At 62.2% G+C, this 19171-nt stretch carries 19 protein-coding genes; 8 read left to right on the forward strand and 11 right to left on the reverse strand.

The window, feature by feature from the left end; translation table 11 throughout:
• Positions 1–19: 19 nt before the first annotated feature.
• The 4 genes from HU752_RS16435 to argH all read right to left on the reverse strand — a co-directional run bounded on the left by HU752_RS16435 (position 20) and on the right by argH (position 4143).
• Positions 20–838 carry an ABC transporter substrate-binding protein gene (locus HU752_RS16435; RefSeq protein WP_186676369.1) on the reverse strand — a complete coding sequence of 273 codons (819 nt, stop codon included), beginning with the start codon at positions 836–838 and terminating at the stop codon, positions 20–22.
• A gap of 40 nt (positions 839–878) precedes the next feature.
• Positions 879–1643 carry an amino acid ABC transporter ATP-binding protein gene (locus HU752_RS16440; protein WP_186676367.1) on the reverse strand — a complete coding sequence of 255 codons (765 nt, stop codon included), beginning with the start codon at positions 1641–1643 and terminating at the stop codon, positions 879–881.
• A 20-nt stretch (positions 1644–1663) separates the two neighbouring features.
• Positions 1664–2542, reverse strand: coding sequence for an amino acid ABC transporter permease (locus HU752_RS16445; RefSeq protein WP_186676366.1), 879 nt, complete (start codon positions 2540–2542; stop codon positions 1664–1666).
• Between the two features lie 173 nt (positions 2543–2715).
• The gene (gene argH, locus HU752_RS16450; RefSeq protein ID WP_186676364.1) at positions 2716–4143 is read right to left on the reverse strand and encodes an argininosuccinate lyase; all 1428 of its coding nucleotides are present in this window, start codon (positions 4141–4143) and stop codon (positions 2716–2718) included.
• A gap of 296 nt (positions 4144–4439) precedes the next feature.
• Here argH and HU752_RS16455 point away from each other — a divergent pair, with 296 nt between their 5' ends.
• Positions 4440–5411 carry a LysR family transcriptional regulator gene (locus HU752_RS16455; protein ID WP_186676362.1) on the forward strand — a complete coding sequence of 324 codons (972 nt, stop codon included), beginning with the start codon at positions 4440–4442 and terminating at the stop codon, positions 5409–5411.
• 326 nt (positions 5412–5737) lie between these two features.
• On the opposite strand, the gene HU752_RS16460 is transcribed toward HU752_RS16455, so the two are convergent.
• The 4 genes from HU752_RS16460 to HU752_RS16475 are packed head-to-tail and all read right to left on the reverse strand — an operon-like array spanning position 5738 to position 10391.
• Positions 5738–7018, reverse strand: a complete 1281-nt coding sequence (locus HU752_RS16460; protein WP_186676360.1) for an efflux RND transporter periplasmic adaptor subunit — start codon at positions 7016–7018, stop codon at positions 5738–5740.
• Positions 7008–8498, reverse strand: a complete 1491-nt coding sequence (locus tag HU752_RS16465; protein WP_186676358.1) for a TolC family protein — start codon at positions 8496–8498, stop codon at positions 7008–7010. The genes HU752_RS16460 and HU752_RS16465 overlap by 11 nt, the downstream gene beginning before the upstream one ends.
• On the reverse strand, positions 8491–9690 hold the full coding sequence (locus HU752_RS16470) for an ABC transporter permease (protein ID WP_186676356.1): 1200 nt from the start codon (positions 9688–9690) through the stop codon (positions 8491–8493). The genes HU752_RS16465 and HU752_RS16470 overlap by 8 nt, the downstream gene beginning before the upstream one ends.
• A complete protein-coding gene (locus tag HU752_RS16475) occupies positions 9687–10391 on the reverse strand; it encodes an ABC transporter ATP-binding protein (RefSeq protein ID WP_186676354.1) in 705 nt (234 codons plus the stop codon). Before HU752_RS16475 ends, HU752_RS16470 begins: the two co-directional genes overlap by 4 nt.
• 383 nt (positions 10392–10774) lie before the next feature.
• On the opposite strand from HU752_RS16475, the gene HU752_RS16480 reads away from it, so the two are divergent.
• A complete protein-coding gene (locus tag HU752_RS16480) occupies positions 10775–11524 on the forward strand; it encodes a TetR/AcrR family transcriptional regulator (RefSeq protein ID WP_186676352.1) in 750 nt (249 codons plus the stop codon).
• 11 nt (positions 11525–11535) lie between these two features.
• Here the strand turns inward: HU752_RS16480 and HU752_RS16485 are convergent, their stop codons facing one another.
• The gene (locus HU752_RS16485; RefSeq protein ID WP_186677140.1) at positions 11536–13308 is read right to left on the reverse strand and encodes an NAD(P)H dependent flavin oxidoreductase family protein; all 1773 of its coding nucleotides are present in this window, start codon (positions 13306–13308) and stop codon (positions 11536–11538) included.
• On the opposite strand from HU752_RS16485, the gene pdxR reads away from it, so the two are divergent.
• Positions 13309–14796: a MocR-like pyridoxine biosynthesis transcription factor PdxR gene (gene pdxR / locus HU752_RS16490; RefSeq protein WP_186676350.1), complete on the forward strand. Its 1488-nt coding sequence runs from the start codon at positions 13309–13311 to the stop codon at positions 14794–14796.
• A 21-nt stretch (positions 14797–14817) separates the two neighbouring features.
• On the opposite strand, the gene HU752_RS16495 is transcribed toward pdxR, so the two are convergent.
• Complete coding sequence (locus HU752_RS16495; RefSeq protein ID WP_186676348.1) at positions 14818–15120, reverse strand: DUF2388 domain-containing protein; 303 nt, start codon at positions 15118–15120, stop codon at positions 14818–14820.
• Positions 15121–15146: 26 nt separating this feature from the next.
• On the opposite strand from HU752_RS16495, the gene HU752_RS31915 reads away from it, so the two are divergent.
• From HU752_RS31915 to HU752_RS16515, 5 genes are all read left to right on the forward strand, one after another.
• Entirely contained in the window at positions 15147–15269 is a 123-nt protein-coding gene (locus HU752_RS31915; protein WP_264083968.1) for a hypothetical protein, read from the forward strand.
• 104 nt (positions 15270–15373) lie between these two features.
• Positions 15374–15781 (forward strand): DUF2946 domain-containing protein, encoded by a 408-nt coding sequence (locus HU752_RS16500; RefSeq protein ID WP_186676346.1) that lies wholly within the window; start codon positions 15374–15376, stop codon positions 15779–15781.
• 118 nt (positions 15782–15899) lie between these two features.
• Positions 15900–16505: an SCO family protein gene (locus tag HU752_RS16505; RefSeq protein ID WP_186676344.1), complete on the forward strand. Its 606-nt coding sequence runs from the start codon at positions 15900–15902 to the stop codon at positions 16503–16505.
• 72 nt (positions 16506–16577) lie between these two features.
• Positions 16578–17006, forward strand: coding sequence for a copper chaperone PCu(A)C (locus HU752_RS16510; protein WP_225920007.1), 429 nt, complete (start codon positions 16578–16580; stop codon positions 17004–17006).
• A 206-nt stretch (positions 17007–17212) separates the two neighbouring features.
• Positions 17213–17731, forward strand: a complete 519-nt coding sequence (locus HU752_RS16515; protein ID WP_186676340.1) for a cytochrome P460 family protein — start codon at positions 17213–17215, stop codon at positions 17729–17731.
• Between the two features lie 348 nt (positions 17732–18079).
• Here the strand turns inward: HU752_RS16515 and HU752_RS16520 are convergent, their stop codons facing one another.
• Positions 18080–18952, reverse strand: coding sequence for an NAD(P)-dependent oxidoreductase (locus HU752_RS16520; protein WP_186676338.1), 873 nt, complete (start codon positions 18950–18952; stop codon positions 18080–18082).
• Between the last annotated feature and the right edge of the window lie 219 nt (positions 18953–19171).

Genomic DNA, 19171 nt, shown 5'->3' on the forward strand with positions numbered 1-19171 from the left:
ATTCCTTGTTGACCGGCGCTTACTGGCCCTTGTTGATAGCAACTTCGCTGACCGCACCAACCGACAGGTCCCACTTCTTCAGGATCTGCTGGTAGCTGCCGTCGGCGATCATGTCCTGCAACGCCGCCTGGATGGCGTCACGCAGTTGCTGGTTTTCCTTGCTGACGCCCAGGCCGGTGAACTGCACGGTCATCGGCGTGCCGATGATCTTGAAGGTGTTCTTCTCCTGGGTCGCCAGGTACGGCAGGGTCTCGCTGCCCTGGACGGCGGCGGCGATACGGCTCTGGCGCAGTTGTGCGCGAGCGTCGGCCGAGCCTTCGGTGCCGATCACCTTGATCTGCTTGTCGGCCGGGCAGTGCGCGCTGCTCCAGGCGGCGATTTCCGCCGGGAAGGTGGTACGCCGGCTGGTACCGACGACCTTGCCGCAGATATCGGTCATCTCGTTGATGTCCTTGTTCTTCTCCAGGGTGTAGAACTGCGAGCCGCTGGTGAAGTAATCGACGAAATCCACCGCCTTCTGGCGCTCGGCAGTGTCGGTCATGCCCGAGAGCACGATGTCCACGCGCTTGGTGGTCAGGGCATTGATCATCTGTTCGAAGGAGGTCTCCTGCCACTTGATCTTCACACCCAGGCGCTTGGCCAGGGCGTTGCCCAGGTCGAAGTCGACACCGGTCAGCTCGTTGGTGGCCGGGTCCTTGAAGTCCATCGGCGGGTAGTTCGGCACGATGGCGGCGACGATCTCGCCCTTGGCCTTGATAGTGGCGGGCAGTTCGGCGGCCCCGGTGAAGCTGGAAGCCATCAGGCCGGCGAGTACTGCTGGGATTGCGAGGTTCTTCATGGTCGTTCTCTTATGAAATGTTGTGAGGTTCAGCATGAACCTAGGTTCGAACGGCAGAAATGAAGCTTTGGGTGCGGGGGTTCTGTGGATTTATAAGTATCTCTTCGGGGCTTCCTTCCTCCACGATCTGTCCGCCGTCCATGAACACCATGCGATTGGAAACCTCGCGGGCGAAGCCCAGTTCATGGGTGACGACGATCATGGTCATGCCGGTGCGCGCCAGGTCGCGCATCACCGACAGCACCTCACCGACCAGTTCCGGGTCGAGTGCCGAAGTGGGTTCATCGAACAGCATCAGCTTGGGCCGCATCGCCAGTGCCCGGGCGATCGCCACCCGTTGCTGCTGGCCGCCGGACAGCTCGATGGGGTAGCTGTCGCGCTTGTGCGCCAGGCCGACCCGTGCCAGCAGCTCCAGGGCTTCGTCCGTTGACTCCTTGGGCGAACGCTTGAGGACCTGGACCGGGCCTTCGATGATGTTTTCCAGCACGGTCATGTGCGGGAACAGGTTGAAACGCTGGAACACCATGCCGGTGGCCAGGCGCTGGCGGGCGATCTGCGCTTCGTTGAGTTCGTGCAGCTTGTTGCCGACCACGCGGTAGCCGACCAGCTCGCCGTCGACCCAGAGGCCGCCCTTGTCGATCCTTTCCAGCTGGTTGACGCAACGCAGCAGGGTGCTCTTGCCTGAGCCGGATGGGCCGATGATGCACAGCACCTCGCCCTGTTCGACTTCGATATTGACGTCCTTGAGGGCGTGGAACGAGTCGTAGTGCTTGTTCAGGCCAACGGCCTTGACGATGGTTCTCATGGGCAGGTTCTCCAGGGCACTTACGAACGCTTGCCGGCGCCGCGAGCGAATCGGCGCTCCAGGCGGCTTTGGGCAAAGGACAAGAGGGTGATTGCCAGCAGGTACCAGATGCCGGCGACCATCAGCAGCTCCATTACGCGGGCGTTGGCGTAGTAGATGTTCTGTGCGTTGTAGAGCAGCTCCGAGTACTGGATCACGCTGGCCAGGCTGGTTGCCTTGACCATGCTGATGAACTCGTTGCCCACCGGCGGGATGATGATGCGCATGGCCTGGGGCAGGATGATCCGGCGCAGCGCCTGCAGGCGCGGCATGCCGATCGACTTGGCGGCCTCGTACTGCCCGGTGTCCACCGAGAGCAGGCCGGCCCGCACCACCTCGGCGGTGTAGGCGCCCTGGTTGATGCTGAGGCCGAGCAGGGCGGCAACGAACGGGGTCATCAGGCTCACCGTGTCGAGCTGGAACAGGCCGGGAATCCCGATGGTCGGGAAGATCAGCGCGAGGTTGAACCACAGCAGCAGTTGCAGGATCAGCGGTGTGCCGCGGAACAGCCAGGTGTAGGCGATGGCGACATAACGCAGGATCGGGTTGGACGACATGCGCATGATCGCGGTGATGATGCCGAACAGGATGCCCAGGGCCATCGCCAGGACGGCCATGACCAGGGTATTGAGCAGTCCGGTCAGGATCGACTTGGCGGTGACGAACTGGCCGATGTACGACCATTCGATCTGGCCATTGGCGAAGGCCCGGACCAGGCCGATGAGGGCAACGACAATCAGCGTGGCGAAAAGGATCCGCCCGTAGTAACGGCGCGGCACGTGTTCGTACTGGGTGATGTCGAACTGGTTCTCGGCTTGCTTGCGCTCGGCGAGTAGGCGGTCCGCCTGGGTCTGGCTCATGGTGTTTCTCCGTATGCGGCGCCGCTGGGCGCCACCTGTGTTTCCAACTGTGGATCGCCGCCCTCCCTGTAGGAGCCGGGCTTGCCCGCGAAGCTTTTAGCGGCCTCAAGGGCCTATTCGCGGGCAAGCCCGGCTCCTACAGGGGGGAGCGGTGTTGCCGGTTCGGTGTTTCTTCAGAGACGGAAGCCTGAGTAATCCGCCGCCCATTGCTGTTGCGCGGCCAGGGCTGTCTTCAGCCGGCTGATCTGCTCGCGCACCTGGTGTGGAGCGGTTCCACCCCAGCCGCTGCGGGCGTTGATGGCCGCTTCCAGGGTCAGGCTGTCACGCACGTCCGGGGTCAGCCGGCTGTCGACTTCGGCCAGCAGTGCCGGGCTGGCGTCCCACAGCTCGATATCACGGGCTTCGCAGGCCTTGACCAGGGCGCCGGTGATCTCGTGGGCCTCCTTGAACGGTACGCCGCGAACCGCCAGCCAGTCGGCCACTTCGGTGGCCAGGGTGAAGCCCAACGGCGCCTGGCGCCGCAGTTCCTCGACGTTCACCGTCATGGTCGCGACCATGCCGGCCATCGCCGGTAGCACCAGCAACAGGGTGTCGACACTGTCGAGCACGCCGTTCTTGTCTTCGCTCAGGTCGCGGTTGTAGGAAAGCGGCAGCGACTTGAGGGTCGACAGCAGGCCGGTGAGGTTGCCGATCAGGCGGCCGGCCTTGCCCCGTGCCAGTTCGGCGATGTCCGGGTTCTTTTTCTGCGGCATGATCGAGCTGCCGGTGGCATAGGCGTCATCCAGGTTCACCCAGCGGAACTGACGCGACGACCACAGGCAGAACTCTTCGGCCAGGCGCGAGATGTTGATGCCGAGCATGCTGGCCACGAACAGGAACTCGGCGACGTGGTCACGGCTGGCCACCGCGTCGATCGAGTTCTCACAGACCCCCGCGTAGCCCATCTCCCGGGCCGACTGCTGCGGTTGGCGGGCGATGGCCGAGCCGGCCATGGCGGCCGCGCCCAGCGGCGATAGTGCGGTGCGGGCGTCCCAGTCGACCAGCCGCTGGACATCGCGCAGCATCGATTGGGCATGAGCCAGCAGGTGGTGGGCGAAGACGATCGGTTGGGCCTGCTGCAGGTGGGTAAAGCCTGGGCAGATACTCTCCACGTGTTGTTCGGCCTGTTCCACCAGCGCCTGCTGCAGTGCCAGGACCTCAGTGGCCAGGGTACGGACATGATCACGCAGGAACAACCGCAGGTCGTTGGCGGTCTGGTCGTTGCGCGAGCGCCCGGCCCGAAGCTTGCCACCCAGGGCGCCGAGGCGTTCGGTCAGCAACCGCTCGATGAAGGTATGGACGTCTTCGTCGTCGAGCGTCGGGGCGATACGCCCGGCCTGGAAGTCTTCGCCAATCCGGTTCAGCGCCTCGATCAGGGTGCGGGTTTCCTGCTCATCCAGCAGGCCGGCACGTTGCAATTCGTGGGCATGCGCCCGTGAACCCGCCAGGTCGTAGGGCGTCAGGCGGAAGTAGCGCTCCGGGCAGCGGGACAGCGCAGCCAGCGCGGCGGATGGTCCGCTCTTGAAACGGGCGCCCCAGAGACGATCGGTGGCTTGGGTCATTATTGTTTTCCTCGCACGGATTTGAGTGTTCGACGCAGGACCATCACGGCCTTCCGGACGGGCTGGGGCCAGTCGTGGGCGGGTGGGTCAGGCGCTTTTCAGGAGGGCAGTTGTAACTGAAAGGAACTGATCGGAACGTCAGTTTTTAAACGCGTACAACCAGCGGACTTGTGCTGATTCGCAGGAATTTGTTGTGGTTGCCAAGCCTTGTTTTCTGTGGTCATTATTATTAACCGGCTATGTTTTTCTTGTGGAACAAATCCTGGTGAATAGGCGGTTAGAGGTCAATAAGCATTATGGAAACCCAACTTTCCAATTCTGGAAACCCATCGGCGAAGCCGGTCCAGAGAGCGCCCTTGGCGCTCAGTGGACTGGACTTCAAATTGCTCAAGGTGTTCAAGGCGGTGGTCGAGGCCGGTGGTTTCAGTGCCGCTCAAAACGAGTTGAACGTGGGGCTTGCGGCCATCAGCAAACAGATTTCCGACCTGGAAATCCGGATCGGCATGCGCCTTTGCACACGTGGGCGGGAAGGGTTTTGCCTGACCGAAGAGGGGAGCCTGGTGTATCAGGCTTCAATTGAGTTATTTGCATCGGTAGACAAGTTTCGTGATCGCCTTAGTTCTGCCCAGAATGAACTTGTTGGTGATCTTAGTATTGGTGTCGTGGATAACACGATTTCCGATGAAAATTCCCCGTTGATTTCCGCCTTGCGCCTTATCAATGATGAATCTCCAAAGGTCAGGTTTCGCTTGCACGCTGCCCAATTGGATGAAGTCGAGCGAGGCGTGGTCGAAGGGCGTTTCATTGCCGGGATAGTGCCGGTATATCAACGCAGGGAAGAGTTTGATTACTTCAAGTTGTATGAGGAATTGTCAGAGGCTTATTGTGGTGTGGGGCACCCCTTGTTCGATGTCGATGACGCCCTGATCGATGTCGATGTGCTGCGTACCCAGCCCTTCATCAACCACCGCTACGCCATCCACCGCGACAAGCTCAATTTCGTCGGACAGGACAGTCATTCGGCTTCCGCGTCTCAGGTCGAGGCGGTGGCGATGCTGATCCAGACCGGGCGTTTTGTCGGCTTCCTGCCCCGGCATTACGCCGCGGCACAGGTCGCCGCGGGGAAACTGCGGGCCCTGCGCCCGGAGGTCATTCGGTTCAGTACGGCATTCAATCTGATCCTGCGTCACAACACGACGCGCAGCCCGCTGATCAAGTCGTTCGCCCAGGCGCTTGGAGTCGACCTCAAGGTTCCCGCCCAGGATTGAATGAGAAACGGCAAACACCCGTGTGCAAGGGTTTGGCACGAACCTGTTTCGAACGTCCCAAGTTCCAGTATCTGGGTATTTTATTTACAAAACAGTCATTTGGGTCGGGTCCACGGGATGGACTTGCGCCGAACGCCATAGTTGGCCGCCCAGGCCTGGAGAGTTTCGACTTTAATTGGATGAAAACACCGGTCTCGATTGAACAACCAGAGTGACCGCTGCAGCGGTCTGCAAGCGTGCAGCCAGATATTGGCGTATCGACTCGGACATAAGCTGGAATCGGCCCTGATCATTCGCTGTTGCGGCTGCCCAAAGGGGCTGGCTGGTCACTGCGCCAATCGCACAAAGCCCGGCTGCAACCCAAAGACTTCCACTCCATCGGGGGTCGCCTGCCCGGTTTTTACCGGCACACGCTTCACTGGCTGGCCTGCCGCCTCGCGGTAATCCACCACCATACCCTTGGCGTCATGCTGGATAGCCGCCGCCGGCAACACGATCGCCTGGTCGTTGCGATAGGTGACGATGGTCAACCGGGCGCTCATGCCCAGGCGCACCCGTTGCAGCTGCTCGAGGGTCAACTTGGGGATCGACAGGGTCACCGGAAACTGTGCACTGCCACCCGGCGCGTCATTGGGCAGTGCCAGGCTACTGACGATATCGACCGAACCACTGAGCCGTTCACCGTCGAAGCCATCGCCGAGGATTTCCACGCTCTGGCCTTGGTGCAACTGGTTGATATCCAGCTCGGAGACCTTGCTGACAATCTTCAGCTGTTCAATGTTGGCCAGTCCGAACAGTATCTGGCCCTGGGTGACCCGGCTGCCGGTCTGCACCGGGGCCGAATTGTTGCTGGAAGCGTTCTGCGGGCCGCTGCTGCCAGGAGCAGGGACGACGATGCCGGCAAAGGGCGCCACCACGTTCCTGCCGTCGAGCAGGGCCTTGAGCGCCTCGTACTTGACGGTGGCGTTGGTCAGTTCCATATCGGCGATCTGGCGGTATTCGCCCTTGCCCTGGTCCAGCGCCTGCTGCAGGTCACCTTCTGCCGCAGTCAGGTCTATGCGCTGGCTTTGCAACTGCTGCTGCAGATCCTGCAGTTCGTTGCGCGGAATGATGCCGCGTTCGAACAGCTTCTGGCTTTCGTTCAACTTGCGTTCACTGTTGCCGACCGTCATCTGCGCACTGCGCAAGGTCCGCTGGGCCCGGGACACTTGCGGGCTGTTCTTCCAATCCTGCAGCTCCTGCACCGCCCGGCGTGCCTTGAGCTGCGCCGACAGCGCATCGCGCAACTGGATCTCCAGCAGCCCCGGGTCCATCTGCAGGAGGGTCTGTCCAGATTCGACCCGTTGCCCCTGTTCGACGTCTATCGCTCGTACGTTGCCGTCGAACGGGGCAGTGAGGATGATGGTCCTTTGCGGTTCGATCTTGCCGACCAGGCCGATCTGATGCACCAGTGGCGAGACTTGCACCGCGATCCAGCGTCCATCTGCGGGCTCGTCGGCGGCCGGTGCGCGCAGGGTGGTGACGACGGCACCGGCCACCACCAGCGTGAGCAGCAGCCCGGCTCCCTGTATCCAGCGCTTGCGCCGCAGCGGCTTGTCAGTAGTCATTGAGTGCAATGTCCCAGCTCTCCAGAGTCATGCCCAGGGTCAGATCCAGTTGGGTCTGGGCGTTCAGATAGGCGATCAGTGCATTGAGGCGCGAGTTCTCGGCGTTGCGCAGGTCGCTTTCGTAACTCAATACCTGGAAGTTGCTCGAGCGTCCGACGCTGAGCTTGTCCCGTTCGATATCCAGCTTGCGCCTGGACAGGTCCACCGCGCGCCGGGCAATTTCATACTGGCGCCAGCGTGTACCCAGGTCACGCACCACATCGTTGACACTGCGCTCCAGGGCCTGGCGTGCATCAGCCTGGATGAGTTCCTGGTTCTCCACGTCGACCCGCGCATGCACTTCGGCCTGGCGGGTGCTCAGATCACCGATGGGAATCTGCACCTGGACCCCGGCATAGCTGTCCCAGCGGCGTGAGCCGCTGTTACCGACGTCGTTGTCCAGGCGGTCGCGTATCTGGTTGGCCCCGGCCACCAGTGACACGTCCCAGCGCCCCTGGTCCTTGGCGATCACCAGGTTGAGATCGGCCTGCTGGCTGCCCAGTAGCGTCGCGAGATACCCCGGTTGCTGGACCTTGGCCACGCGCAGGGCATCCTGCTTGTCGATGTTGACCTGCGAGGCCTCCAGCGCCTCGCTGGCACGGATCTGCGTCGACAGATCCAGGGCCAGCAGGCGCAGCAACGACAGGCGGTTGACATCGACCTGGTTGCGGGCCTCCTCGACGCCCAGCTCCTGGGTCGCGATGTCCGCCTCGGTCTGGACGATCTCGAACTCGGCCATGCGCCCGGAGGCGATCAGGGCCTTGTTGACCTCCAGCAGCGCCCTGGCACGCTTGAGTGCCTCCTGGGTGATGACCAACTGCTCCTGGGACCTGAGCATTTCCCGGTAGGCCGTGATGATATCGCTGATGGTCTGGGAGACGCTGGCCTTGAGATTGAGCCGGTTGATCTGCTCGGAGATCCGCGACAGACGCAGCGGCGCGGTGGTCACATCCCAACCGGCGCCGCGCATCAGCGGCTGGACGATCGCCAGGTCAAGACCATCGCTGCGATAGCGACCGGCGACGTCGGCGTTATTCAACTGCTGGGTCCAGGCCATGCTCAGGCGGGTGCCATATTCGCCCAACAAGCTGGCGGTGGGCGACAACGAGGCATTGCGCGCACTGTCGTCGGAGCCCTTGGTTGTCCGGTACTGGCCGGAAAGCAGCAGTTTGGGGTTGAAGGCATCTTCGGAGACCCGCAGGTCGAACTTCTGGGCAATGCGTTGCAGATAGGCACTGCGAATGCCACGGTTGTTGCGCAGCCCCAGATAGACCGCATCGCCCAGGGTCAGGTTGGTGATCTGCTCACTGAGCAGCACGCTGCGTGGCTGACCGTTGCGCAGGGACGGCGCCGAGGGCTGGCCCACCAGCGAGCTGCCGGCCAATGCCTGGCAACACAACAGGCAGAGCAGGGTAGCCGTCCATGGCCTGCGTCTACTCATCGCGTAGCGCCTCCACCGGTTGCAGGCGTGACGCCGAGAGGGCTGGATAGAGCCCGAAGAACAGGCCTACCAGCAGGGTGCTGCCGACGCCAAGCGGCAATGAGGCGGCGGACAGGGAGAACTGCCAACCGGATACCCGGGCGTAGAGGTACGCGGCACTGATGCCGAGGATGGCCCCGGACAACGCGCCGACCGCCGTCAGTGTCACGGCTTCAAGCAGGAACAGGTTGCGAATGTCCCTCCGCCTGGCGCCCAGGGCCATGCGGATGCCGATCTCCCGCCGGCGTTCGGACACATTCATCAGCATCACATTCATCACCCCCACGCCACCTCCGATCAAGGAAATGCCCCCCAGGGCCATCAGCAGGTAGCCGAAGGTCCGGCTCTGCCGGGTCATGCCATCGATCATCTGCTGAGGTATCTGGACTTCCACGGCGCGACCGCGCAAGGTGTTTTTCAGTGCCTGGGCCAGTTCACCGGCAACGGTTTCCATGTCCTGATCGGCGGCGGCCCGGGCAATCACGCTGCTGATCTGCGGCGAAACGGTGATTCGGCGCATCCCGGCCAGGGGCAGGAACAGCGAATCATCGGTCTGGATCGGAATCAGCGCGGCTGGCGGCTGACTCTGCAGGATACCGATGACCTGGAACAGGTAATCATTGAGGCGGATCCGGTCGCCGGTTTGCAGGGGGTGGCCGGGGACGCCCAGGGTGCGGGCAATGCGATCACCGACCACCACGTAGGTTTCACCCTGATCGAAATCGGAGAGAAAACGTCCCTCACGCAACCTCAGGCGCATGGCCCCGGCCAGTTGCGCGGTGCCACCGACCCAGTTGGCATTGGTGGCATGCCCCTGGAACACCACCGAGCCACTGGATAGCACGATCGGCGCCAGGTACAGCACCGCTGGCACCTGTGCCTGCAGCCGCGCGGTGTCGAGGTGGGCGGGCATCGGCTCGCGACTGTCGCCATTGTTGGGAAACTGTACGGTCAGGGTATCGGTGCCCATGTCCTTGAAGATCGCTGCCGCCTCCAGCGCCGCGTTATGGCCGATATTGATCAGCGCCACCACCGAAGAACTGCCGATGACGATCCCCAGCAGCGCCAGGATCGAGCGCTTGCCCAGGGTGCGCAGGCTGACGAACGCCTCGTGCAGCAGTTGGCTGGCGCTCTGTTCGACACGCAGGCTCATGCCGGGCACGTCTCGTGCACCACACCGTTCTGGACCCGGATCTGCCGGTGCAGGCGCTCGGCGATGTGTGGATCATGGGTGACGATGATCAGGGTCACCTGGCGGGTCCGGTTGAGCTCCAGCAGCAGGTCCATGATTTCCCGGGCCGTGCTGCTGTCCAGGTTGCCGGTCGGCTCGTCGGCCAGGATCACCGAGGGTTCACCGACCAGCGCCCGGGCAATGGCTACCCGTTGGCGCTGGCCGCCGGACAGGTCGGCTGGACGGTGGTGGGCGCGCTCGCCGAGGCCGACCTGGTCGAGCATGGCCTTGGCCCGGGCCAGTGATTCGCCGCGCGGTACGCCGCGATAGCTCAGGGGCAGGGCGACATTGTCGAGCGCATCGAGCCGTGGCAGCAGGTTGAAACTCTGAAAGACAAACCCGATCTGCTGGTTGCGAATGGCCGCCAACTGGTCGGGGCTGGCGCTGAAGATATCGTGCCCGGCGAAGTGATAACGGCCGCTGTTGGGCAGGTCGAGCAGGCCGAGGATATTGAGCAGGGTACTTTTGCCGGAACCGGAGGCACCGAGAATGGCGCAGCTTTCACCGGCTTCGATGGACAGCGAGACATCCTTGAGGATGGTCAGCGGTTGCTCGGCGAGCCGGTAGCTCTTGCCGATGCCCTGCAGGGAAATGAGACCTTTGTGAGCTGTCGTTTCAGTCATTGCTGATAGCGCCGGCAGGCCCGTCCATGATGCTGCCAACACCTGGTCACGCGGCAAGCGTCCAGGCGAGTTGCGGGCAGGGTCAAGCACAGGTTTTGTTTTCTTATTTTAAAAATTTGTTTGAATAGTAGCTGTGATCCCGGTCCGATGCTAGCCGTCTAGGGCAAGGAAAATGGCTGTTTTTTGTCTCAGCTTTGTGACAACAAGAAACACTTTCACGAGGCTTTTCATCGAATATTTCGTGAGTCTTCTATTGCCTTGCGCGAGGGTAACGAATCCGCGAGAAGCTTGCGTTCCAAGGCTTTCAGAGGTATAAAAAATCAAATTTATTTTTAAAACGCTGTTCGTTCGGTCAGTTATCTCCTTGCAAAGGCTCCTCACACATGGTCGCAAAGAAACTCAGCGCTCCCAATGTCACCAAGACTCGCTTGCTGGATGCCACGGAGGCACTGTTTACCAAGTATGGCTATGACGCCGTGCTGCTGCGCCAGATCACCGAACGAGCCCAGGTCAACCTGGCCGCCGTGAACTACCACTTCGGGGACAAGGACTCCCTGATGACCGCCTTGCTCGAACAACGCCTGGGTCCGCTCAACGAACAGCGCCTTGAACTGCTCGCCCGCTGCGAGGAACAGTCCGACGGTCCGCTGGACTGCGAAACCCTGCTCGGTGTGCTGTTTGCTCCGGCCATGGGACTGGAACGTGCCGACTCCGGCGAGGAAGGGCGGTCCTTCGTGCGGTTCCTCGGGCGGGTCTACAGCGATACTTCGCCGTTCATCCAGGAATACCTGAAGGAACATTATCAGCCGGTGTTCGAGCGATTCTTCAATGCCTTTGCCCTGGCCTTGCCCGATATGCCGCGCAATGAAGTCGGTGTACGCCTGCAGTTCGCCCTCAAGGCCATCTCCGGGGTGATCGCCGGCACCGAGCTGCGTTTCCTGATGCAGGCGATGAGTCTCGGCCGGCCCGCCACCGATGCCGAGGTGATGGCCAAGCTGATCAGCCTGGTGTCAGCGGCCATCCATGCGCCGATGCAGGACCACCAGGCGACCAGTGCCCTGGATCGAGTGCTGGAAACCCAGCATGAAATACGCCGGGGCCACCCCACGGGGGCCAAGGTGGCGAGCAAATAGCAGCGGCTCGCTCAGCGTGTTGCCCGGTCAGCCTCGACGGCCTGGCCGGGTTGACCGATCAGCACATCCTCGAAGAATCCGCCGACTTCCTCGGTAGGGTGGCGCAACTGAATCTCCAGCACCCAGACCATTTCGCTCGGAACGATGTCCAGGGTCGCCAGCGTGGCCGGGCCATGCAAGGCGTGGGGGAAGTCCGAGAGTCGGTGACCGGCGATATTGCGCTCCAGTACCCAGCCCCTCGCTTCAGCCCGTGACTGGGCGAAATCGTACAGCTCACGCCCGCTCAGCCCTTCACGCCAGGCCTGGCAGGTTTCGTCGAAGACTTCGTGCAGCGCCTGGGTGCAAGCTCGATGCAGCGGGTTTTCGCCAAAGACGAACGTATCGCCGTAGTCGCCTTCGTAGCCATCCCAGACCGGTCCCAGGTCGACCACGGCAATGTCGTTCGCCTGCAGGGTTCGCTGCAGGTCCACACCCTGCAGTTGGATACGGGCCGTGTCCGGGCCAAAGCGAACGTAGGTCGGGTGCCAGGTGTGGGAAGCCCCCATCGCCTGCAAGTGCTGGTTGGCCATGTCCAGGGCTTGGCCAGTGGTCATCCCGACCTTGAGTTTGCTGGCGATCTGCGCCAGGGCACGTATCGATTGCTCACGAGCCGCGAGCATGCCGTCCAGGGAGTAGCGAGGACCGACCTTTTCCAGCACCGGGTCCAGCTGCCGAGGAGCACTGGTGGCGCCACTGGCCGCGAACACCTCGGCGATGAAGCGCTGTGGCGGCAGGCCGGCGGCCATGCATTGGGTTCGTACCTCGCTGACCATCCGGCTGTTGCCGCAGGCGTAGACCTGCGCGTCGATCCAGCGATGACCATGCTCCAGCGCCACGTCTTGTAGTCGCGCCTGCCCGGATAACACCGCAAACCAGCGAAACCCCGGATGCGCCTGGCGGGCCTCGTCGAGGAAATCGCGCTCATAGAAGTCCTCGGCTGTCGAACCGCCCCAATACAAGGTGACGTCGATGCCTTCGGCCAGGGCCATCAGCAGCAGTGGCTTGATACCGGCATAACCGGTCCCGGTGGCGAAGAGCACGACCGGGCGCTCGCCGTCGGGCTGCCAGGTGCAGGCACCGAAGGGGCCCTCCAGGCTCAGGCGCTGGCCCGTGTGCAACTGATCGAGGACGCCTTCGGAAAAGAGCCCGCCCGGAACCCGGCGAATTTGAAACACCAGCCGCCCCTGGTCGTGTGCCGGCAGGTTGGCCACGGAAAAACAGCGACTATCACCGTTGTCGAGGCGCAACCGCAGGTATTGGCCGGCTCTCACGTCAAATGCCTCGGGCGTACCGACTTGCAGCACCAGCTCGGTGATATCCCGACTGAGTACGCGCTTGCTCACGACCGCCGCCGTGATTTCCAGGGTGGGCGCCTCCAGGGACCAGCCAGGAATCTCCAGGCGCATGTCGTTGCAGGCATGGCTTTGGCACAACAGTGCTTCATCCGCCGCGAGCGGAAAAGAGGGGAGTGGATCGTTCGGCCCCAGCGTCTTGTCCCGCCGTTCACCACTGAGCACCTTGACCTTGCACGAACCGCAGGCGCCACGCCGACAGGAGAACGGCACCGGCAACCCGCTCGCAAGCATGGCGTCGAGCAGCAGCTCGTCGCCGGCACTGAAGGTTTTGCCCGAAGGCGACAGTTCGATCACATGACGATGGGGATGCATAACGACCTCGGGACGGTAGAGGTCTCCATTGTTGCGATAGACTAGGACCATTAGAACCTCCAGTTTTGGAAACTTCAGATGGTCCAGATGCGCAAATGGCGGCCCTTGCTCAATCTCGATGTGGTGCAGGGCCAGGCATCCTATCGGCGGATCGTCGAAGGCCTGGTCGCGGCCATCCGCGAGGGCCGCCTGGAAGCGGGCAGCCTGTTGCCAGGCACGCGGGAGATGGCCCGGTTGCTCGACGTCAATCGCAAGACGGTGATCCTGGCCTACGAAGAGGCCGTCACCAAGGGCTGGCTGGTCAGCGAGGTGCGTCGCGGCACCTTCGTCAACACGCAACTGGCAGCGGACGTCGTGCGACAAGGCTTGACGGGGGACTTCGTGCCGCGCCTGCTGAGTGACCCGCCGGTGCCTTATCTGCAGGACACCCGGCGGGACATGGCGTTGCAGCGCCTGCCCGATGCGCTGTTCTTCGACAACGGCGCCTCCGACCACCGCTTGCTGCCCCAGGCGGTGCTGCATCGTTACTACCGTAATGCCCTGCGACGCAGTTTTGCCTCCAACACCGTGCGTCATGGCAGTGACGGCAGTGACTACCTGCTGCGCACCGCCCTGGCCGAGATGCTTCGGAACAACCGTGGGTTGTCGGTGACTGCCGAAAATATCTGCCTGACCCAGGGCACCCAGATGTCGCTGTACCTGGCGGCCAGTGCATTGATCCGCGCCGGTGACGTGGTACTGGTGGAGCGCCTGAGCTATCCGCCGGCCTGGGCGGTCTTTCGTGCGCTGGGCGCACAGCTGATCACCGTCGACATCGACAGCGAAGGCTGCCAGGTGGAGCAGATCGAAGGCTTGTGCCGGCAGCATCGGGTGCGCATGATCTATCTCACGCCTCATCACCAGTTCCCGACCACCGTCAGCCTGCGGGCCGAGCGGCGACAAAAGTTGCTGCTACTGGCCAGCCGCTATGATTTCTGCGTGATCGAGGAAGACTACGATCACGAATACCACTTCGAGGGGCGACCCTACCTGCCGCTGGCCAGCGACACCGGGCAACGCCATGTGATCTATGTCGGTTCGCTGTCCAAGGCCCTGGGTTCGACCTTTCGCTGCAGTTTCGTGGTAGCACCGGTCAACGTCATCCGCGTGCTGGAGCAGCGTAGCGCCCTGGTGGTATCCCAGGGCGATGCGGTGATGCAGACAATGCTGGCGGAGCTGATCCATGCCGGCGAGTTGAAAAAACACCTGCGGCGCGTATCGAAAATCTACCGGCAACGACGTGAAGTCCTCCAGGAGTGCCTCATGGAGGCTTTTGGCGAGCGCATCGAGATCCGTTCGCCGCAGGGAGGCCTGGCCTTGTGGGTGGCCTTCCAGGCCGAAACGGATGTCGATCGACTGGTCATGCAGGCGCTTGAGCGCAAACTGGTGGTGCGCAGCGGGCGGCAGTTCTCGCCCATGGATCTGCCGGAGAACGGCCTGCGCCTGGGCTTCGCCTCCCTGGATACGGATGAGATCCGTGAGGCGATTCGGCGCCTGGCGCAGGCCTCACGGCATGCCATTCGATAACCTGCTGTGCGCAGCACCGTGTCAAGGCTGCAGCAGAATCGCCTCGGCCAGGTCCTGGTCGCTGGCCTGCAGGCCCGGATGATCCTGGCGAATCTGCTTCAGGGCCGCTTCCAGATAGGCGCCGCGTATCGCGCCACCACTGGCGATGAAGCTCGATGCGTCATCACGGGAAGGGGCCACCATCTTCTTGTCCTTCTTGAAAGTGGAATACAGCGACGCCGAGATCCCGGCCGAGGTCGCGACATCGCCAGCATCGACCCTGGCCATGGCATAACCGGCGGGAAGCAGAACGGCAACGGAAAGAACCAGCACTACGCGACGCATGATCGTACGCTCCTGGAGTTCAAGGGATGTGTTCCAATCTAGAGCGTAGTTGCTGGCGCGGGCTGGGACAGTCCGCTTATCGGACGCCTGTGCCCGGCAAGGCCAAGGTGTTCACGGCGCGGATCACCATGAACGTCAAGCTGGCCTGAAGTTCTCCAGCCGGTTGAATGGCACGTGCAGAAGCTCTCGACTCATGTGCCATTTTGTCGCACCGGCCGACGCCAAGTGGGCGACAGTGGTAAATTGCCTGCCCATGACCTCCTTTCTCCCCTCTGGAACACTCAGGCACCGCGCCGGAGCCTGGCTGAGCCTACTCGCCATGCTGCTGGTGTTCGCCGGCCCGTTGATCGGGCAGGAGATGAGCCAGGCCCGCGCCACGCAGGCGTCGCTGGAGGATATCTGTGGGGGACCTCTTCCGGGTTCCGGCCTGTTGCCGGAGCGCAGCCCCGGACCTTCCCCGCATCACCTCGCATTGTGGGAAAAATGTGGCTACTGCTCGTTGCTCTTCCAGCACCCGGCACTGGCAGACTCCCACGCGGTGCAGGTATTTGTCGGCGTCCGACCGTTCGGTTTCCCGAGCGCCACGTTCTCCCCCCGGCAAGCCGCAGCGCCAGTCTTTCCTGGTTCCCGCTCCCGTGCACCCCCTCGGATTGCTGCCTGACCATCACTGCCAATCGTGGTTGGCAGCGTGACTGCACTCCACTGGCGGGGTCACGCACGTCGTCACCACTTGCGTTGCACACTTGTGTTGCAAAAAGGCTACCTAGAGGGCCGTTTACATGAATGAGTTACTGACTCGCCGCCAGGTCGTTGCCGGCCTTGGTGTCCTGGGTCTTGGATTGCTGGCGGGCTGCGACAGCTCCGACAAACTGACGTACAAGTATGGAAAGGACCTGAGCGACGAGATCCTTGGGCGCAAGTTCAAACTCAAGGACACCCAGGGTAACGTCACCATGCTCGGCAGCTTCAGCGGCCTGATGCCGATGGTTTTCTTCGGCTTCACCCAGTGCCCGGCGGTCTGTCCGACCGCATTGGCCCGGGCTGCCCGCGCCAAGAAACTGATGGGCCCCGATGGCGACAAGCTGCAAGTGGTGTTCATCACCCTCGACCCGGAGCGCGACACGCCACAGGTGCTCGATGCCTATGTCAAGGCTTTCGACCCGAGCTTCGTCGCCCTCTACGGTACCCTGGAAGAAACCGCGCAGACCGCCAAGGAATTCAAGGTGTTCTACGAGAAGATCCCGGCCGGCGACAGCTACACGATGTCCCATACCGCCACCAGCTTTGTCTATGACAGCCGCGGACGCCTGCGCCTTGGCCTGTCGCCGTCACTGACTGCGCAGCAATGTGCGGAAGATTTGCTCACCGTCATGTCGGTCTGCTGACAGACGCCAGCTAGAATGATTCGAGATACTCATATGAAACCATTGAAATACATAGCATTTTCTATTCTAGGAATGATCAGCCTGCACGCTTCGGCGCAAACCCTGGTGGAAGACGCCTGGGTCCGTGCGACCGTGCCAGGCCAGCCCTCCACCGGCGCTTTCATGCGTATCACCTCGACCGAAGGTGGCAAGCTGCTGGAGGCGAAATCGCCTGTTGCCAAGTTGGTGCAGATCCATGAGTCGAAGATGCAGAACGACGTCATGAGCATGCAGCCGGTCGCTTCGGTCGAGTTGCCTGCCGGCAAGGCCGTCGACATCGACCCCGAGGGCTATCACATCATGCTGATGAACCTGGCCGGCCAGGTGAAGGAGGGCGATAGCGTGCCGCTGACCCTGGTGGTCGAGAATGCCAAGGGGGTGAAGGAGTCGATCGAGGTCAAGGCCACGGCCCGGGCCCTGACTGAAATGCCGATGCACGATCACGGCAAGATGATGCATTGAGAAACCCTCCAGGGTTTTGAAAAAAAACGCCCCGGCAGGCCGAATCTGCCGGGGCGTTTGCATTTCTGATCGGCACTTGCTGTATCACAGTGTGTCTGGATCGGTCGCTGATACATTGGCTGGCTTTTCGACCGGATCTGAACACATCCGGGATACAGGGGGGCGATTGACTGTGAGCCTTCTCAGGTCAAACAGGAAACGCTGACATGAAATGGCTCTATACCGGACTGGCTGCGACAGGCGTGGCTCTGTCGGTGGGGATTGCCCTGGCGGCGCCGACGTCGAACAGCACGGTCAACGCGGAAAATGCTTCGCCCATCTATGGCGTGACCATTCCCGACGGCTATCGCCAGTGGGAGTTGGTGGCACCGTCGCTACAGGGGCCGCCACTGAACGAACTGCGTGCGATCCTTGGCAATCCAACGGCGCTGAAGGCGTACCGCAGCGATGACACCCGGCCGTTTCCCGATGGCACCATCCTCGCCAAACTGGCCTGGAAACACATGCAGTCCCCGGAAGCCGCCAGTGCGTTGGTCCCGGCTGACTCGACCACTGTGCAATTCATGGTCAAGGACTCGAAGAAATATGCCGCCACCGGTGGTTGGGGCTTTGGTCGTTTTATCAACGGCAAGCCGGCCGATGTCAGCCAGCACGAAACCTGCTTCGCCTGCCATCAGGCGCTGGTGAAGGATCGCGACTACGTCTTCACCCGATTGGCTCGCTGAAGAACTCAACAACCTCTTCCGAAACCTGAAAACCGGATGAGCCAGCAGCACTTGCTGTTGGCTCATCCGGTTTTCAGGCTATTGCGGCGGACGCATTGGCGCAGCCCGACGTTTCGGTGGATCCGACCCTCACAGGGGAGGGCTGTGGGAGCCAGCTGTCTCTGACTTTCCCGGTGATGAGTGGCCAAATGCTAGCCGCCTTCGGCGGTTCGCGGGCAAGCCGCGCTCCTACAGTTCTGTGCCGAGCACACGGACTGTGGGAGCCGGAATTATCTGCGAGGAGGCCCGTGCAAACGGCACAAGCTACAGGGCCAGAGCGGGTAACGACCGCCCACCCTGCACCCGCCGCTACTGACCCACCCGCCGCTCCATGACCTGGGCCAATACCGCCAGGTCCATTTCCCCCTCGCCGTGCTCGAGCGCATCAACCAGGTTGTCGCGTATCAGCTCCGCACTCGGCATGGGCACCGAAACACTACGCGCCGCATCCAGAATCAGATTGACGTCCTTGAGTCCCAACGCCGCCTTGAACGCCGCATTGCCGTACTCACTGCGGCCAATCAACGCTCCATACCCCGAGTACACCGGGCCCGGGAAGATTGTCGTCGAAATCAGATCGATCAACGCCGCGGACTCCATGCCATGCCCCTTGACCAGACTGGCCGCCTCGGCCATGGCCTCGACGGCGGACACCAGCAGGAAGTTGGTGGCCAGCTTCATCGCATTGGCACTCGTGACGCTGTCCCCCAACCGCCAGGTCTTGCGCCCGATCAGATCGAACAGCGGCTGCACCTGATCCAGGGCTTGCGCGGGTCCAGCGGCCAGGATATTCAGCTCCCCGGCAATCGCCACATTCGGCCGGCCCATCACCGGCGCGGCGATGTAGGTCAGCCCCCGTGCGCAATGCAACTCGGCCAGCTCCTGGGCGAAATCCACCGCGATGGTCGCCAGGTTCACATGGATCAGCGGCGCCTCGAGCTCATCGAGCAAGCCGGAGTCGAGCAACACCGAACGCATCGCCTGGTCATGGGCCAGCATGCTGAACACCACATCCGCAGCGAAAGCCTGGCGTGGCTCGGCGGCCGCCTTGGCGCCGAGGTCCACCAGTGCCTGTACCGGCGCGGGCGAGCGGTTCCACACCCACAGCTCATGGCCGGACTTCAGCAGATTGCTGGCGATGGCCTGGCCCATGCTGCCCAGGCCGACAAAACCGATTTTCATGAAGACATACTCCTGATGAAAGGTGATGACATTGGCGGTGTCTACCGCCAGACACACTATTGAGCACACCGGCAAGCATCGGCAGTATGTCAAATCTCGCACCTTGGGCATCGCAAGGTATCGAGTCGGGTTTTCGATACATTGCAATACAGTCCAGGCACCGTCCAGACGTCGGTATGGCCCTTTGCGCACCTCCTGCGATCCACTGGACAAGCAGTG

The sequence above is a fragment of the Pseudomonas vanderleydeniana genome (genome assembly GCF_014268755.2).
In the GTDB taxonomy this organism is placed as follows: domain Bacteria; phylum Pseudomonadota; class Gammaproteobacteria; order Pseudomonadales; family Pseudomonadaceae; genus Aquipseudomonas; species Aquipseudomonas vanderleydeniana.

Bases quoted from the DNA above. Each gene is read 5' to 3' on its own strand.
- HU752_RS16435 (WP_186676369.1), bottom strand. From the start codon at position 838: ATGAAGAACCTCGCAATCCCAGCAGTACTCGCCGGCCTGATGGCTTCC.
- HU752_RS16440 (WP_186676367.1), bottom strand. From the start codon at position 1,643: ATGAGAACCATCGTCAAGGCCGTTGGCCTGAACAAGCACTACGACTCG.
- HU752_RS16445 (WP_186676366.1), bottom strand. From the start codon at position 2,542: ATGAGCCAGACCCAGGCGGACCGCCTACTCGCCGAGCGCAAGCAAGCC.
- argH (WP_186676364.1), bottom strand. From the start codon at position 4,143: ATGACCCAAGCCACCGATCGTCTCTGGGGCGCCCGTTTCAAGAGCGGA.
- HU752_RS16455 (WP_186676362.1), top strand. From the start codon at position 4,440: ATGGAAACCCAACTTTCCAATTCTGGAAACCCATCGGCGAAGCCGGTC.
- HU752_RS16460 (WP_186676360.1), bottom strand. From the start codon at position 7,018: ATGACTACTGACAAGCCGCTGCGGCGCAAGCGCTGGATACAGGGAGCC.
- HU752_RS16465 (WP_186676358.1), bottom strand. From the start codon at position 8,498: ATGAGTAGACGCAGGCCATGGACGGCTACCCTGCTCTGCCTGTTGTGT.
- HU752_RS16470 (WP_186676356.1), bottom strand. From the start codon at position 9,690: ATGAGCCTGCGTGTCGAACAGAGCGCCAGCCAACTGCTGCACGAGGCG.
- HU752_RS16475 (WP_186676354.1), bottom strand. From the start codon at position 10,391: ATGACTGAAACGACAGCTCACAAAGGTCTCATTTCCCTGCAGGGCATC.
- HU752_RS16480 (WP_186676352.1), top strand. From the start codon at position 10,775: ATGGTCGCAAAGAAACTCAGCGCTCCCAATGTCACCAAGACTCGCTTG.
- pdxR (WP_186676350.1), top strand. From the start codon at position 13,309: ATGGTCCAGATGCGCAAATGGCGGCCCTTGCTCAATCTCGATGTGGTG.
- HU752_RS16495 (WP_186676348.1), bottom strand. From the start codon at position 15,120: ATGCGTCGCGTAGTGCTGGTTCTTTCCGTTGCCGTTCTGCTTCCCGCC.
- HU752_RS31915 (WP_264083968.1), top strand. From the start codon at position 15,147: ATGTGTTCCAATCTAGAGCGTAGTTGCTGGCGCGGGCTGGGACAGTCC.
- HU752_RS16500 (WP_186676346.1), top strand. From the start codon at position 15,374: ATGACCTCCTTTCTCCCCTCTGGAACACTCAGGCACCGCGCCGGAGCC.
- HU752_RS16505 (WP_186676344.1), top strand. From the start codon at position 15,900: ATGAATGAGTTACTGACTCGCCGCCAGGTCGTTGCCGGCCTTGGTGTC.
- HU752_RS16510 (WP_225920007.1), top strand. From the start codon at position 16,578: ATGATCAGCCTGCACGCTTCGGCGCAAACCCTGGTGGAAGACGCCTGG.
- HU752_RS16515 (WP_186676340.1), top strand. From the start codon at position 17,213: ATGAAATGGCTCTATACCGGACTGGCTGCGACAGGCGTGGCTCTGTCG.
- HU752_RS16520 (WP_186676338.1), bottom strand. From the start codon at position 18,952: ATGAAAATCGGTTTTGTCGGCCTGGGCAGCATGGGCCAGGCCATCGCC.